This is a genomic window from Cellulomonas triticagri (assembly GCF_003696205.1).
Taxonomy (GTDB): domain Bacteria; phylum Actinomycetota; class Actinomycetes; order Actinomycetales; family Cellulomonadaceae; genus Cellulomonas; species Cellulomonas triticagri.
In genome coordinates this window covers 1-15605 of sequence record NZ_RFFI01000101.1, presented here as the reverse complement: position 1 = coordinate 15605, position 15605 = coordinate 1, and the positions used below count along the sequence as shown (strand labels likewise).

Sequence of the window (15605 nt, the reverse complement as noted above, 5' to 3'; positions counted from 1 at the left end):
CGGCCCGCGCCGCGGCGGCCGCCGTGGCCCCCGCGGCCTGAGCGGGACCGGACACCGGCCCGCCCCCCCGGGGCGCGGGCCGGTCCCCCCGCCGGTGGCCTCGACGGTCCGGCACCCGCTTTCCGGCGGAAACGGTCGCGCGGCCATGATCTCCGACACGGGGGTCACGCGGCGGCGCGCCGGGGCGTGCCTGACCTGGGGATCCGCGACACCTGTGCAATTCACCCACTCGCGGGCGTACGGTTCACCTGGACGGCCCAGTTCGAGGTCCTCCTCACTGACCTGCGACAACGCGCGTGATCACCCGCTCGGAGTCGGGCAAAAGCCTCAATCTTCGCGACATTCGGGACATTCCGCGTAATACGGTCGCACCTCTTGCGCGCAAGCCCGGGGTGGACTCACCCTCCTGTGTAGCGCCGCGGGACAGGGGGTCCCGCGGACGGCCCGGTGCGCTGCGGCACGGGGTTCCGACGGTGCAGGGGGCATCGTCGTGGGTGCAGGGGGAGAGACCATGCCCGCGATCAAGGACGACAAGAACCAGGACCACGGCGTGGACGTGCGCACGGTGCGTTCCCGTTCCCGCCGCCCGAAGGGCCGGGTGCGCGCGGTGCTCGCAGCGGCCGGCGTCCTGGGCATCGGGGCGGCGGTCACGCTGGCCGCCTGGACCGACACCGAGTGGATCTTCGGTGGCACCAACAACGACGGCACCCCGATCGGCACGACCGTCTTCGAGGTCGAGCAGAACGTCTACGACGGCGCCGGGTTCGCGAACCGCGAGACCGCCCCGCCCGGTGGCACCGCGGGACGGCTGAACTTCACCGTCCAGGCCGCCTCGCTGTCGCCCGGCGCGGTCGTCTACGCGCCGATGCAGCTGCGCGCCGGTGCGGGCTCCGTCGCCGGGACCGCCGTGCTCAACGCGGGCGCGGCCGCCACCGGCTCCGACGCCGGCCTGTTCGGCGCCCTCGTCTACCAGGCCAAGACCGGTGTCTCGCAGGCCAACTGCTCGGCCGCGGGCTTCGCCGGCGCCGGCACGCAGCTGGTCCCGGCGAGCTCGCCGCTGACCACGGCCGGGTCCACCTCGTTCGCGGTCCCCGCGGGCACCGGTGGCGACCCGGGCGCGGCGGTCGACCTGTGCTTCCAGATCACCATGCCCGCGACGGCCACGAGCACCGCGCTGCAGGGGAAGACCGTCACCCCGGTGTGGAGCTTCACGGCCACGTCGTCCTGAGCGGGCTCCCGTGGCCGGCTCCCACGCGGCCCGGCCGGCGCCGGGCCGCCGGCGCCGGCGGGCGCACGACCTTCTCCGCGAGGTCATGCTCACGCTCGCGGCCCTGTTCGGTGCGGTCTGCCTGGTCATGGTCGTGCTCGTCGCGACCCTCGACCTCGGCGTGATCGTCTTCCGCACCGGCTCGATGAGCCCGACGATCCCCACCGGCGCCGCGGCGCTGGTGCGGTCGCTCCCGGCCGACCAGGTCGAGGTCGGCGACGTCGTCACCGTGCCCTCGCCCGTCGGCGGGACGCTCCCGGTGACGCACCGCGTCATCGCCGTCGAGCCCCAGGCCGACGGCACCACCCGGCTGCGGCTGCGGGGCGACGCCAACGAGGCCGAGGACCCGTTCCCCTACGACGTCACGGAGGTGCGCCGCGTGGTCGCGTCCGCCCCGGGCGTCGGGTTCGCGCTCGTCCGCCTCGGTGACCCGAAGGCGATGGCCGGGATCACCGTCGGCATCGCCGCCCTCGTCGGCTGGGCGCTGTGGCCGCGCGCCCGGCACGAGCCGCGCGGGTCCCGCCGCGAGCGCCGCCGCGGGGCCGAGTCCGTCCCGGAGGCCGCTGCCGCCGGGCCCGCCACCCGCTCCGTCGGCACCGGCGGCCTGGTCGGCCTCGTCGACCCCGCCGGTCCCTCGGACCTCGCGGACCACGGTGCGCCCACCGACGACGCGGACGCGCCCGTGACGTGGCCGCGCCTGCGCGCCTACCGCGGCGCGACCCGGACGGGAGCCGCCGTGCTCGTCGTGACGCTCGGCGCGGGCCTGCTGCTGCTCGGCAGCCCGGCCCCTGCCGTGGCGGCCGCACCCGTGCGGGTCCCCGCCGACGTGCTGCCCCCGGACGGCACGCCGCCGCCCGACGGGTTCAGCGAGGCGCCGATCGAGGAGGACCGCCTGCTGCAGCTCTCGTCCTCGCTGCCGCTCGGCGGCCGGTGGGACCTGTCCCCCGGCACCGACCTGGCCTGGCGGGTCGAGTCCACCGTGCGCCCGCCCGAGGGCTACGCGGGCGCCCGCGGCACCCTGTGGGTGAGCCTGTTCGCGGGTGGCCCGCTGGTCGAGCGCGGCGGCGTCAGCCTCGTCGTGCAGATGTGCGACGCCTGGGCCGCGGACGGCGTCACCTGCCCGGGCGGCGCCCGCGAGGTCCCGGCCGGGGTCAGCGGCGGCGAGGCCCGCGTCGACCGCGCCGAGGTCGGACCGGTGGAGACCGGCGCCGAGCAGGCCGTCGTCGTGCGGCTGCGCGTCCCCGCCGGGCTCGGCGACGAGTTCCAGGGTCTCGACATGTCGCTCGGCCTGCGGTTCGACGCCTTCGGCGAGGAGTACGTCCTCAGCGACGTGCTCGCGGCGCTGGACGACGGGCCGGGCTCGACGAGCGCCGTCCTCGGCATGACCGGTGCCGACCTGCGCCCCGCGGTGTGGGCGGCCCTCGCCGTGCTCACCGGCGCGGTCGCCGTCACCTGGGCGCGCCGCCGCCGCGAGGAGCGGCAGGGAGTGCAGCACGGTGCGTGACCGCAGCGCCGCCGCCCGCCGGGGCACCCGCGTCCGGGTCCCCCGGCCGGTCCGGCACGCCCGGACGCGGCGCGCACCGCGCGGGCGGCTGACCACGGCCGTCGCGCTCGCCCTCGGGCTCGCGGCGGGCATCGGTGTGCACACCGGTGCCCGCCACGTGCAGCTCACCGACGCCGCGTGGGTCGACCGGGAGTACGTGGACGCCGCCCTCGGCACCCGGGCGTCCTGGTGCGAGGCCGGGCTCTACACGACCACCGGGCGCGGGCAGCTGTTCGCCGCGAACACCGCCGGGACCACCACGGCGGCGACGCCCGCGCTGGCCCCGCTGCGCGTCGTCCAGACCGGCACCGCCTCGTCGGCGACCCCCACCGGGGCGACCTCGCTCGGCAGCGACGGGTACAAGCACCCGCTCGCCCAGGCGACCCTCAACGGCCCCGCGGCCTCGCTCGGCAGCACCTACTCGTTCGCCGCCGTCACGCCCGCGCAGAACAACCAGCTCGCCCGCGCCGCCAGCACCGGCCTCGTCTCCGGGGCGTCCGGCGCCGTGTCCGACGCCGGCGTCATCGACACCACCGTCCAGGGCGCCCCGAACGCGCAGCCCGACCTCGCGACGGTCGACGTCCGCAACCTCGTCGGCTCGACGCTGCTGAGCACGCAGCTCGGCGCCGCGAACGCCACCGACCTCACCGGGGTCCGGCTCGTGCCGCGCTCGGTCGCGTCGCTGACCACCCGCAACGCCTGCCTCGGGGTCAACACCACCAGCCGCGCGTACGGGGTCTCCGGGCTGCGGCTCGAGGCGGAGAGCACCAACCTGCGCGCGGTGTCCACGACCGCGACCTCGTCGGCGACGACGATCCAGAACGCGATCGCGGCCGGGACGACCGCCGCGTTCCCGACGACGGCCGCAGCGAACGTCAACACGACGATGCGCAACAACCAGGCGCTGCTCAACCTCATGACGCCCGCCGCGACGTCCACCGGCACGCTCACCCTCACCGGCGTCAACGTGCCCACGGCGGTGTCGCCGCTGACCTCGCAGACGCTCACCAGCGCGGACGGCGCCGTGCGCCTGGACCTGACGAACGGGCGGATGACGGTCGACCTCGCCACGCTGACCAGCGCCACCACCGGCGTGAACGGACTCGCGCCCAACAGCGAGGTGCTGACGACCGCGATCATGAGCGCCGCCTCGACGGCCGTCGGGGCCCTGCTGCCCGTCTACCAGACGTCGGTGCTCAACGCGATCAGCACGGCGCTCAACACCCGGACCGCCACGCTCACCGTCGACACCCAGATCTCGCTCCTGGGACTGGGGGCGCTGCTCACGGAGCCCACCCGCTTCACCTTCACCGGGACCCTGAACCAGCTGTACGCCAAGACCGGCGGCACGGTCGGCGTCTCGGTCGGCACCAACAACTCGTGCGGCTTGCTGACGACCGGCTCGTGCACCACCGTCCGGAACACGTTCGGGGACCCGGCGGGGCAGGAGCAGCTGAAGCAGGCTGTCGCCGACGCGCTCGCCACGACGGTCTACGGCACCACCTCCACGACCCCGTCGTCGCCCGCGCGCCTGATCACCAACGCCGTCACCGCCGCGCAGACCACCCTCCAGGGTTCGCTCGCGAACCTGCCGACGGCCGTCTCGGCCCAGGTGAACGTCCGGCCGGACGTCGCCTCCCCGGCAGCGCGACCGGGGATCGTCTTCGACTCCGGTGAGGTAGGTGTCACCGCGCTGCGGATCGGCGCCGTCCCGGCGAGCCGGACGGCCTGGGTGGCCTTCGGCGCCTCCGCCGCGGGCCCGAACACGTACCGGTTGGCCCCGTGAGCAGGGACGTCGCCGTCCTGCCCCGCCCCTCGCCGGCGGGTCGTCTCCCGGGCCGCGGCGGGGCCGCGACCGCATCGTGATCCTGCGGTAACGCGAGCGTTACCGCTGGGTGTCCGCTTTCCGTTCAAACTGTGCTTGTCTAGACCCCTCGCCCGGCGATCTCATCGGTCGGACGTCACGTCTCGACACGAGAGACATGATCACCGGTGGGGCCGGGCGCCCGCACTGCACCGGGGCACACCCCTGCCCCCGCTTCAGGGAAGAGGTACACGCATGACTGCGGTTCCCCACGGCCGCCGACGCGGCATCGTGACCGGCGCCGGCCTGGTCGCCACCGCCCTGGTCCTCGCCGCGTGCGGCGGATCGGGCGACGACTCCTCCGACGGAGGTGGGGACGGCGGCTCCGGCGGCGCGCTCCTCATCGGCACCACGGACAAGATCACGACCATCGACCCCGCGGGCTCGTACGACAACGGCTCGTTCGCGGTGATGAACCAGATCTACCCGTTCCTCATGAACACCCCGTACGGCTCCCCCGACGTCGAGCCCGACATCGCCGAGTCGGCCGAGTTCACCTCGCCCACCGAGTACACGGTGACGCTGAAGGAGGGCCTGACCTTCGCGAACGGCAACGACCTCACGTCCTCCGACGTGAAGTTCTCGTTCGACCGCCAGCTCGCGATCTTCGAGTCCGGCGCGGACGACGGCAACGGCCCCGGCTCGCTGCTGTACAACCTGGACAGCGTCGCGGCGCCCGACGACCTCACCGTCGTGTTCACCCTGAAGTCCCCGGACGACCAGGTGTTCCCGCAGATCCTGTCGAGCCCCGTGGGCCCGATCGTCGACGAGGACGTCTTCGCGGCCGACGCGCTGACCCCCGACGCCGAGATCGTGGACGGCCAGGCGTTCGCCGGCCCGTACGTCCTCACCGACTACGCGCAGAACGACCTGCTGTCGTACACCGCCAACCCGGACTACCAGGGTCTGCTCGGCGCGCCGAAGACCGAGGAGATCAACGTCCAGTACTACACGGACGCCTCCAACCTGAAGCTCGAGGTGCAGCAGGGCACCGTCGACGTCGCGTTCCGCTCGCTGAGCGCCACCGACATCGAGGACCTGCGCGGCGACGACAACGTCAAGGTCGTCGACGGCCCCGGCGGCGAGATCCGCTACATCACCTTCAACTTCAACACGCAGCCGTACGGCGCGACGACCCCCGAGGCCGACCCGGCCAAGGCGCTCGCCGTCCGCCAGGCCGTCGCCGACCTCATCGACCGCGAGGAGATCGCGGACCAGGTCTACAAGGGCACCTACACGCCCCTGTACTCCTACGTCCCCGAGGGCCTGACCGGCGCCAACGAGGCCCTCAAGGGCCTGTACGGCGACGGCGAGGGCGGCGCGGACGCCGACAAGGCCGCCGAGACCCTCGAGGCCGCGGGCGTCGAGACCCCGGTCCAGCTGTCGCTGCAGTACAGCAACGACCACTACGGCCCGTCCTCCGGCGAGGAGTACGCGCTGATCAAGGACCAGCTCGAGTCCACCGGCCTGTTCGCCGTCGACCTGCAGACCACCGAGTGGGTGCAGTACGCCAAGGACCGCACCGCCGACGTCTACCCGGCCTACCAGCTCGGCTGGTTCCCGGACTACTCCGACGCGGACAACTACCTGACGCCGTTCTTCCTGACGGACAACTTCCTCGGCAACCACTACGACAACGCCGAGGTCAACGACCTGATCCTGCAGCAGGCCGTCACCACCGACACCGCCGAGCGCACCGCGCTCATCGGTGAGATCCAGGACGCCGTCGCGCAGGACCTGTCCACCGTGCCGTACCTCCAGGGTGCGCAGGTGGCCGTGGTCGGCGCCGACGTGACCGGGGCCGAGGACACCCTCGACGCCTCGTTCAAGTTCCGCTACGGCGCGCTCGCCATCGGCTGATCCCCTGGCGTCGTCCGACGCGGGTCGCTCGCACTCCGAGCGGCCCGCGTCGGGCGTCACCGGCCGTCCGACCCATCGAGGGACATGACTTCCACACCCACCGCGGGTCCGCTGCAGCCCACCGGCGCGGCCGACCCCACCGCACCCGACGGGGACGCCCCGGCGTCCACCCGACGCTCCCGCGGCTCCGGCGGCGGACTCGGCCGCTACCTGCTGGTCCGGTTCCTGCTGATCATCCCGACCGTCTTCATCCTCGTCACCGTGGTGTTCGTGCTGATGCGCGCCACGGGTGACCCCATCACCGCCGCGCAGGGCGGCCGGCTCCCCGCCGACCAGCTCGCCGAGCGCATCGCGCAGGCCGGGTACGACAGGCCCGTGCTCGTGCAGTACGGCGACTACCTCGGTGACCTGCTGCGCGGCGACTTCGGCACCACGCTCAGCGACAGCCGCCCCGTGACCGAGGTCCTCACCACCTTCGGCACCGCGACGCTCGAGCTCGCCTTCTATGCCCTGATCGTGGCGTTCGCGGTCGGCATCCCGTTCGGCCTCGTCGCGGCGTACTTCCGCGACCGCGTCCCGGACGCGCTGCTGCGGGTGTTCGCGATCCTCTGCTACGCCACCCCCGTGTTCTTCGCGGGTCTGCTGCTCAAGCTCGTGTTCGCGGTGCAGCTCGACTGGCTGCCCGTCGCCGGGCGGGCGTCGACCCGCTCCGAGATCGAGATGCGGCGGCTGGACGACCCCACCGGGATCTACCTGATCGACGCGATCCGCACCGGCAACCCGGACGTCGTCGTCGACGTGCTGCAGCACGCGGTGCTGCCCGCGCTCGCGCTCGGCCTGCTCACCGCCGGCGTCTTCCTGCGGCTCGTGCGCACCAACGTCATCGGCACGCTCGGCTCCGGGTACGTCGACGCCGCCCGCTCCCGCGGCGTGCGCGAGTCCCGGCTGCTGCGCAAGCACGCGTACAAGCCCGCCCTCATCCCGATCGTCACGGTCGTCGGCATGCAGGTCGCGATGCTGCTGGTCGGCGCCGTGCTCACCGAGACGACGTTCGAGTGGCGCGGTCTCGGGTTCCAGCTGTCCCAGTACCTGCAGGCCCGCGACTTCGTCGCCGTGCAGGGCATCGTCGTGATGCTCGCCGTCGTGGTGGCCGTCGCCAACTTCCTGGTCGACGTCATCGCCGCGCTGATCGACCCGAGGGTGAGGTACTGATGACGACCCCCACCGCCGCGCCCACGCCCCGCGGCTGGCGCCGGCTGCCCGTCGTGCACCAGCTCCGGCAGAGCGTCGGCCTGCAGCGCGTCATGCTGATCGTCGGCCTCGTGCTCACCGGCCTCCTGCTGCTCAGCGCGCTGCTCGCCCCGTGGCTCGCCCCGTACGGCTACGGCCAGATCCGCAGCGCGGACACCGGCCCGTTCGGCGCCCAGCAGCCGCCGTCCGCCGAGCACTGGCTCGGCACCACCGTCGGCGGGTTCGACGTGCTGTCCCGGGTCATCTGGGGCTCGCGGACCGCCGTGCTCGTCATCGTCATCGCCATCGCGGCGTCGCTGATCATCGGCGTGCTGCTCGGCCTGGTGTCCGGGTACTTCGGCGGCTGGCTGGACCGCGTGCTCGTCGTGATCGCGGACGCCGTCTACGCGTTCCCGTCGCTGCTGCTCGCCATCGTGCTCGCCATCGTCATCAGCGGCGGGCAGTCCTCGATGATCGGCGGCGTCCTCGCGGCGGCGTTGTCCATCACGGTGGTGTTCACACCGCAGTACCTGCGGGTGGTGCGCGCCGAGACCATCCGGATCAAGTCCGAGGCGTTCGTCGAGTCCGCCCGCGTGATCGGCGCCAGCAACGGCCGGATCATGTTCAAGCACGTGCTGCGCAACTCCACCCGGACGCTGCCGCTGATCATCACGCTCAACGCCTCCGAGGCCGTGCTCACCCTCGCCGGGCTCGGGTTCCTCGGCTTCGGCATCGAGCCCACCAAGGCCGCCGAGTGGGGCTACGACCTCAACCGGGCGATCTCCGACGTCACCTCGGGGATCTGGTGGACCTCCGTGTTCCCCGGCGTCGCGATCGTGCTCACCGTCCTCGGCATCACCCTGGTCGGCGAGTCCCTGAACGACCTGGCCGACCCGCGGCTGCGCACGCGCCGCGCCTCGGCCGACGTCACGGGCGACGTCGCCGCCACCTCGGTGGTGCCCGGCGGCGCGCTGACCGCCCCCGGCGGCGTGGAGGGCCTCGAGCCCAGGACGGAGGACGGCCGATGAGCGCCGCGACCACCACCCCGGGCAGCCAGCCCGTCGTCGAGATCACCGGCCTGTCGGTGTCGTTCGCGACCGACGCGGGCAACGTCCGCGCGGTGGACGACGTCTCCTTGCAGGTCGCGCCCGGCGAGGTGCTGGCCGTCGTCGGCGAGTCGGGGTCCGGCAAGTCCGTGACCGCGAAGACGCTGCTCGGCCTGCTGCCGTCCACGGCGACCACCCGCGGCGCCGTCGTGCTGTCGTCCAAGGACGGCAGCACCCGCGACGACGTCCTCGCGCTCGACCAGGCCGGACTGCGCCGCGTGCGCGGCCGGGACGCCGCCATGGTGTTCCAGGAGCCGTCCACCGCGCTCAACCCGGTGTACACGGTCGGCTGGCAGATCATCGAGGGCCTGCGCGCCCACGGGAAGATCAGCCGCACCGAGGCCCGGGCCAAGGCGGTCGACATCCTGCGCCGCGTCGGCATCCCCGACCCCGAGCACCGGATCGACCACTACCCGCACCAGTTCTCCGGCGGTCAGAAGCAGCGCATCGTCATCGCCCAGGCGCTCGTGCTCGACCCCGGCGTGATCATCGCCGACGAGCCCACCACCGCCCTCGACGTGACCGTGCAGGCCGAGATCCTCGACCTGCTGCGCCGGTGCCGCGACGAGTTCGGGGCGGCGATCGTGCTCATCACGCACAACATGGGCGTCGTCGCCGACCTCGCCGACCGCGTCGCCGTGATGTACCAGGGCGAGATCGTGGAGCAGGCGCCCGTGCGGCAGCTGTTCTCCGCTCCCGAGCACCCGTACACCCGCTCGCTGCTCGACGCCGTGCCCCGCATCGGCGCCGGCGGCGCGCACGCCCGGGCGCGGGCCGCCGCCCGGCCCGAGGGCTGGGCCGACCAGGCGCCGGTCGTCGAGGCCCGCGACCTGGAGATCACCTACCCCGGACGGCTCCGGCAGCCCGGGTTCCGGGCGGTCGACCGGGTGTCGCTGGCGATCCGGCCCGGCGAGGTCGTCGGCCTCGTCGGCGAGTCCGGCTCCGGCAAGACCACCATCGGGCGCGCCATCGCGGGTCTGACGACGGTCACTGGCGGCTCGCTGCAGGTCCTCGGGGTCGAGATGAACGGCGTCAAGGAGCGGCACGTCCGGCCGATCCGGCACCGCGTCGGGTTCGTGTTCCAGGACCCGGCGACGTCGTTCAACCCGCTGCTCACCATCGCCGAGTGCGTGGCCGAGCCGCTGGTCGTGCACGGTCGCGCCCGGGACGCCGCCGCGGCGCGGTCCCGCGTGGACGAGCTGCTGGAGTCCGTGCAGCTGCCGCGCGCCTACGGTGACCGGTACCCGCACGAGCTCTCCGGCGGGCAGCGGCAGCGCGCGTCGCTCGCCCGGGCGCTCGCGCTCGACCCCGAGCTGCTGATCGCGGACGAGCCCACGTCGGCGCTCGACGTGTCGGTGCAGGCCCGGGTGCTCGAGCTGTTCGCCGAGCTGCAGGAGAGGCTCGGGTTCGCCTGCCTGTTCATCAGCCACGACCTCGCCGTCGTGGACCTGCTCGCCGACCGGATCGCGGTGCTGCACCGCGGGCGGCTGGTCGAGGAGGGCACCGGGGAGCAGGTGCTCGGGGCGCCCCGCGAGGAGTACACGCAGCGGCTGCTCGCCAGCCTGCCCGTGCCGGACCCGGTCGAGCAGACCGCCCGGCGCGAGGCGTGGCGGGCGCTGGTCTGACCCGTCCGGCGACGCACGCCGCGAGGGCGTACCCCCACCCCGGGGGTGCGCCCTCGCGGCGTTCCTGCGACGGCGGGGCCCTCAGCGAACCCGACCTGGGGACCACGGACTCGGACCGCTCCGGGCCTGGCAGGGTGGGAAGACCGAGGCGGAGGAGGGGCGGTGCGACGACGGACCTGGAGACGTGTGGCGTGGTGCGTGGTCCTCCTCGCCGTGCTGTCCTCGACCGTCCTCGTGCGGCAGGACCACGGTCACGGCGCGCTGCTCGCCACCCTGACGTGGGTGGACGGGTTCGCGCACAGCCCGGGCCTGGGCGGGCTCGCGGCCGTCGGCGCCGCGTCCGTGGCGCTCGCGCAGTGGCGGCGGCACGAGCGGGACCGCCGGGAGAGCGCCGAGGCGGCCCGGCGATTGGCCCAGGACGCCCACTGGTGGGAGACGTACCGGATCCTGCGCGCCGAGGTCCCCGGCACCACCTACGTAGACCATGCGCTGGTCGATGCGCTCGTCACGGTCGCCGACACTGAGATCCAGAGCGCTGCCGCGGCCTCGTTGGCGTCCGCGCTTCCCGCCAAGCCACCGACGGACACCGAGGAGGACCCCCATGCCGGACGACCGCGAACCTGAGCAGCAGCCTTCCCGCGACGAGCAGCCCTGGCTGACCGTCGAGCAGCGCCAGGCCCTCGTCGACCGGGCGCTCGCCCGGGCCGCCTACTTCCGCGAGCAGCGCCTCAGCGGCGCCGACCCGAGCCTGCAGTACCGCATCTGAGCGGGGTCCCTCACGGCTCCAGGTACGCGGCGAGGTTCGCCAGCGACGACGTGAGCCCCGCGGCGTGGTCTCGCGCCCGGACCCCCGGCGGGACGTCGCGCGCCTCGACCTCGACCTCGGTCCCGTCGTCGGTGCCGCGCAGCGTCCACCGCATCCGCATCGTGCCCGCGAACGCCGGGTCGTCGGACGCGAAGTCGACCTCCTGCACGACGCGCTCCCCCGGGACGACCTCGACGACCCGCACCTCGGACACGTCCGAGTCGGGTGTCGTCCTGCCCGGCGACGCCGTGGCGTCGTCGTAGGTGAGCACGAGCCGGTACGAGCCGCCGGTGCGCATGTCGAACCGCTCGAAGCGGCCGTGCATCCCGGCCGGGGGCAGCCACCGGAGCAGTGCGTCCGGGTCCGTGAGGGCCGCGAACACGGCGCTCCGGTCGACGTGCACGAGCAGGCTGGCGCGGTCGGTGCGTCCCATCCCCCGACGGTAGCCCGGGACCTCCGGCCCGGCATGGAATACCCCAGGGGGGTATAGCGTTGCCCTCCACGAGGACGGGCCGACGTGCCCGCACGGGAGGAGCCGACGTGCACGGGTACACCAGCGACAAGGACGACTACCTCAAGCGCCTCAAGCGCATCGAGGGCCAGGTCCGGGGCATCGCCCGGATGGTCGACGAGGACGTCTACTGCATCGACGTGCTCACGCAGGTCGCGGCCGTCACCAAGGCGCTGCAGGCCGTGAGCATCGGGCTGGTCGAGGACCACCTCGGTCACTGCGTGGTCGACGCCGCCCGCCAGTCCCCCGAGGCGGGGGCGGAGAAGGTCCGCGAGGCCTCCGAGGCCATCGCCCGCCTCGTCCGCTCCTGACCCCCACCCCACCGCGAGAGGAACCACCCCGATGAGCCAGACCACCACCTTCTCCGTCGACGGCATGACCTGCGGCAACTGCGTCCGCCACGTCACCGAGGAGCTCACCGCGATCCCCGGCGTCACGGACGTCCAGGTCGACCTCGTCGCCGGCGGGTCCTCCCCCGTCACCGTCACCTCCGACGGCCCGATCGCCGACGAGGCCGTCGCCGCCGCCGTGGACGAGGCCGGGTACGCCGTCACCCCGAAGGGCTCCCTGCTGTGACAGCCGACGACCTGCGCATCCCCGCCGCGCCCGTCGGCACCGTCGACCTCGCGGTCGAGGGCATGACCTGCGCGTCCTGCGTCGCCCGCGTCGAGAAGCGGCTGAACCGCGTCCCCGGTGCCCGCGCGACCGTCAACCTCGCGCTGGAGAGCGCGCACGTCGAGGTCTCCCCCGCCGAGGACGGCAGCACACCCGACGTCGACGCCCTGGTGGAGGCCGTCCGCAAGGCCGGGTACGACGCCCGCGTCACCGGACGGCACGACCTGGTGACGCCGCCCGCGCCGGCCGCACCGGCCGACGACCCCGCGCCGACGCACCCCACCGAGCACACCGCGCACCCCGAGCACTCCGGGCACCCCGGGATGGACCCGCGCGAGCACGCGCTGTCCGGGCACAGCATGGCCCCCGGGCACGACATGGACCCGGACGAGGACACCTCCGCCCCCACGGACGCGCGCGGCACCGACCTGCGCCGCCGGCTGCGGGTCGCCGCCGTGCTCACCGTCCCCGTGCTGGTGCTGTCGATGGTCCCGGCCGCGCAGTTCCCCGGCTGGCAGTGGCTCGTGGCCGCGCTGGCCCTGCCGGTCGCCACGTGGGCCGCCTGGCCGTTCCACCGCGCCGCCGCCCGGGCGGCCCGGCACGGCGCCTCGACCATGGACACCCTCGTGTCGATCGGCGTCGCCGCCGCGACGGCCTGGTCCCTGTGGGCGCTGCTGCTCGGCGGTGCGGGCGAGATCGGCATGCGGATGTCGGTCACCCTGTTCCCGGCCGCCGACATGCGCGGGCACATGCCCGAGCTGTACTTCGAGGTCGCGGCCGTGGTCGTGACGTTCCTGCTCGCGGGCCGGTACGCCGAGCACCGCTCCCGCCGGCGGGCGGGCGACGCCCTGCGGGCCCTGCTGGACCTCGGCGCGAAGGACGTCGCGCTGCTGGTCACCGGGCCCGACGGCCGCCGCGTCGAGCAGCGCGTCCCGGTGGACCGCCTGGCCGTGGGCGACGAGTTCGCCGTCCGCCCCGGGGAGAAGGTCGCGACCGACGGCGTCGTGGTGCAGGGCACCAGCGCCGTGGACGCGAGCCTGCTCACCGGCGAGCCCGTGCCGGTGGACGTCGGGCCGGGCGACGAGGTCACCGGAGCCACCGTGAACGCGGGCGGGCACCTGGTGGTCCGCGCGACGCGGGTCGGCGAGGAGACGCGGCTCGCGCAGATCGGCCGCCTGGTGGCGGCCGCGCAGACCGGCAAGGCCCCCGTGCAGCGGCTCGCCGACCGGATCTCCGCGGTGTTCGTGCCGGTGGTGCTGGTGCTCGCGGTCGCGACGCTCGCGACCTGGCTGCTCACCGGCGGGACCGCGCAGGCGGCATTCACCGCCGCCGTCGCGGTGCTGATCATCGCGTGCCCCTGCGCGCTCGGCCTGGCGACGCCGACGGCGCTGCTGGTCGGCACGGGCCGGGGCGCGCAGCTCGGCGTGCTCATCAAGGGCCCCGAGATGCTGGAGCAGACCCGCACGGTCGACACCGTCGTGCTGGACAAGACCGGCACGGTCACCGAGGGCCGGATGGCGCTGGTGGACGTCCTGGTGCCCGCCGGCGGGGCGAGCGCGGCCGAGGTGCTGCGGTACGCCGGGGCCGTCGAGCAGCTCGCCGAGCACCCCATCGCCCGTGCCGTGGCCGACGCGGCGGCGACGCCCGCCGACGGGCCCGTGGGCGGGGACGGCGTCGTGATCGGCGCCGACCAGGTGCACGACTTCCGCGCGGAGGCCGGGCGCGGCGTGTCCGGGGTCGTCCGGGCGGCGCACTCCGGCGTCGGGCTGTCGCGCCGCGTGCTGGTCGGCCGGCCGACGTGGCTCGCCGAGCAGGGCGTGACCGCCGACGAGGACCTCGCGGCGCGGTTCGCGGCGGCCGAGGCCGACGGCGCCACCGCCGTCGCGGCCGCGTGGGACGGCGCCGTGCGCGGCGTCCTCGTGCTGCGGGACCCCGTCAAGGAGTCCTCTCGGCAGGCGGTCGCGGAGCTGCGCGACCTCGGGCTGCGGCCCGTCCTGCTGACCGGCGACAACACCGGTGCCGCGCGGGCCGTGGCCCGGGAGGTCGGGATCGCCGAGGAGGACGTCGTCGCCGAGGTGCTGCCCGCCGACAAGGTGGACGTCGTCCGCCGCCTCCAGGCCGACGGGCACCGGGTCGCGATGGTGGGCGACGGCGTGAACGACGCCGCGGCGCTGGCCGCCGCGGACCTCGGGCTCGCCATGGGCACCGGCACGGACGTCGCCATCGAGGCGGCGGACGTCACGCTGGTGCGCGGCGACCTGCGCGCGGCGCCCCAGGCGGTCCGGCTGTCCCGCCGGACGCTGCGGATCATCCAGCAGAACCTGTTCTGGGCGTTCGCCTACAACGTCGCGGCGATCCCGCTCGCGGCGCTTGGCCTGCTGAACCCGATGATCGCGGGCGCGGCGATGGCGTTCAGCAGCGTGCTGGTCGTGACCAACTCGCTGCGGCTGCGCCGCTTCCGCTGATCAGCCGGGTAGCGTGCACGGGACGTCGTCGAGGAGGAGTGCCGTGGAGCGTCCCGTGCTGGAGATCGCCGTGCAGGACCTGGCGGGGTACCGCGTCGCCGCGGACGCCGGCGCCGCCCGCGTGGAGCTGTGCGGGGCGCTCGCCGCGACCGGCGGGCTCACGCCGAGCGCCGGGACCGTCGCGGCGCTGGTCGCCGAGCGGGACGCCCGCACCCGCCTCGGCGCGACGGCGCCCGGCATCCACGTGCTGGTCCGCCCCCGGCCCGGGTCGTTCGTCTACGACGCCGACGAGGTCGACGTCCAGGTCCGCGACGTCGAGGCGGTGCTCGCGGCCGGGGCGGACGGCGTGGTCGTCGGGGTGCTCACCCCGGACGGCCACGTCGACTCCACGGCCCTCGCCCGGCTGGTCCTCGCGGCCGACGGGCACGAGGTGACCTTCCACCGGGCCGTCGACGCGGTCGCCGACCCGTTCGCGGTCCTCGACGCCCTCGCCGACGCCGGGGTCACGCGCGTGCTGACCTCCGGCGGCGCGGCGCGCAGCATCGACGGGCTCCAGCGCCTCGGCGAGTACGTCCGGCGCACGGACGGCGCCGTGCAGGTCATGGCGGGGGGCGGCGTGCGGCCGGTCGACGTCGCCGCGCTGGCGGGCGTGGGCGTCGCCGCCGTGCACCTGTCCGCGAGCCGCGCGGTCGCGGGCGACGGCGGCCCGGGCGG

General features: G+C 74.6%; 14 protein-coding genes. 13 read left to right on the top strand and 1 reads right to left on the bottom strand.

The features are described 5' to 3' along the window. Positions 1-511 precede the first annotated feature (511 nt). From EBM89_RS15780 to EBM89_RS21370, 9 genes are all read left to right on the top strand, one after another. On the top strand, positions 512-1228 hold the full coding sequence (locus tag EBM89_RS15780; RefSeq protein ID WP_122150592.1) for a SipW-dependent-type signal peptide-containing protein: 717 nt from the start codon (positions 512-514) through the stop codon (positions 1226-1228). A gap of 85 nt (positions 1229-1313) precedes the next feature. Next, positions 1314-2771 (top strand): S26 family signal peptidase, encoded by a 1458-nt coding sequence (locus EBM89_RS21880; protein WP_199732165.1) that lies wholly within the window; start codon positions 1314-1316, stop codon positions 2769-2771. Continuing rightward, a complete protein-coding gene (locus EBM89_RS15770; RefSeq protein WP_122150591.1) occupies positions 2764-4596 on the top strand; it encodes a choice-of-anchor G family protein in 1833 nt (610 codons plus the stop codon). The genes EBM89_RS21880 and EBM89_RS15770 overlap by 8 nt, the downstream gene beginning before the upstream one ends. 273 nt (positions 4597-4869) lie before the next feature. Beyond that, positions 4870-6534 carry an ABC transporter substrate-binding protein gene (locus EBM89_RS15765; protein ID WP_122150589.1) on the top strand — a complete coding sequence of 555 codons (1665 nt, stop codon included), beginning with the start codon at positions 4870-4872 and terminating at the stop codon, positions 6532-6534. Positions 6535-6618: 84 nt separating this feature from the next. Next, positions 6619-7746, top strand: coding sequence for an ABC transporter permease (locus tag EBM89_RS15760; protein ID WP_122150587.1), 1128 nt, complete (start codon positions 6619-6621; stop codon positions 7744-7746). Further along, a complete protein-coding gene (locus tag EBM89_RS15755; RefSeq protein ID WP_122150585.1) occupies positions 7746-8792 on the top strand; it encodes an ABC transporter permease in 1047 nt (348 codons plus the stop codon). The genes EBM89_RS15760 and EBM89_RS15755 overlap by 1 nt, the downstream gene beginning before the upstream one ends. Then, a complete protein-coding gene (locus EBM89_RS15750; RefSeq protein WP_122150583.1) occupies positions 8789-10495 on the top strand; it encodes a dipeptide ABC transporter ATP-binding protein in 1707 nt (568 codons plus the stop codon). Before EBM89_RS15755 ends, EBM89_RS15750 begins: the two co-directional genes overlap by 4 nt. A 162-nt stretch (positions 10496-10657) precedes the next feature. Further along, a complete protein-coding gene (locus EBM89_RS15745) occupies positions 10658-11119 on the top strand; it encodes a hypothetical protein (protein ID WP_158609689.1) in 462 nt (153 codons plus the stop codon). Further along, complete coding sequence (locus EBM89_RS21370) at positions 11097-11261, top strand: hypothetical protein (RefSeq protein ID WP_158609688.1); 165 nt, start codon at positions 11097-11099, stop codon at positions 11259-11261. Before EBM89_RS15745 ends, EBM89_RS21370 begins: the two co-directional genes overlap by 23 nt. 10 nt (positions 11262-11271) lie before the next feature. Here EBM89_RS21370 and EBM89_RS15740 read toward each other — a convergent pair whose 3' ends face one another. Beyond that, positions 11272-11733, bottom strand: coding sequence for an SRPBCC domain-containing protein (locus tag EBM89_RS15740; protein ID WP_122150579.1), 462 nt, complete (start codon positions 11731-11733; stop codon positions 11272-11274). A gap of 107 nt (positions 11734-11840) precedes the next feature. Here EBM89_RS15740 and EBM89_RS15735 point away from each other — a divergent pair, with 107 nt between their 5' ends. The 4 genes from EBM89_RS15735 to EBM89_RS15720 form a co-directional block, all read left to right on the top strand. Beyond that, positions 11841-12122 carry a metal-sensitive transcriptional regulator gene (locus tag EBM89_RS15735; RefSeq protein WP_122150577.1) on the top strand — a complete coding sequence of 94 codons (282 nt, stop codon included), beginning with the start codon at positions 11841-11843 and terminating at the stop codon, positions 12120-12122. A 31-nt stretch (positions 12123-12153) separates the two neighbouring features. Beyond that, on the top strand, positions 12154-12387 hold the full coding sequence (locus EBM89_RS15730) for a heavy-metal-associated domain-containing protein (protein WP_122150575.1): 234 nt from the start codon (positions 12154-12156) through the stop codon (positions 12385-12387). A 62-nt stretch (positions 12388-12449) separates the two neighbouring features. Continuing rightward, on the top strand, positions 12450-14891 hold the full coding sequence (locus tag EBM89_RS15725; RefSeq protein WP_122150594.1) for a heavy metal translocating P-type ATPase: 2442 nt from the start codon (positions 12450-12452) through the stop codon (positions 14889-14891). A gap of 43 nt (positions 14892-14934) precedes the next feature. After that, on the top strand, positions 14935-15605 hold a 671-nt coding region (locus tag EBM89_RS15720), incomplete at its 3' end, for a copper homeostasis protein CutC (RefSeq protein WP_122150573.1).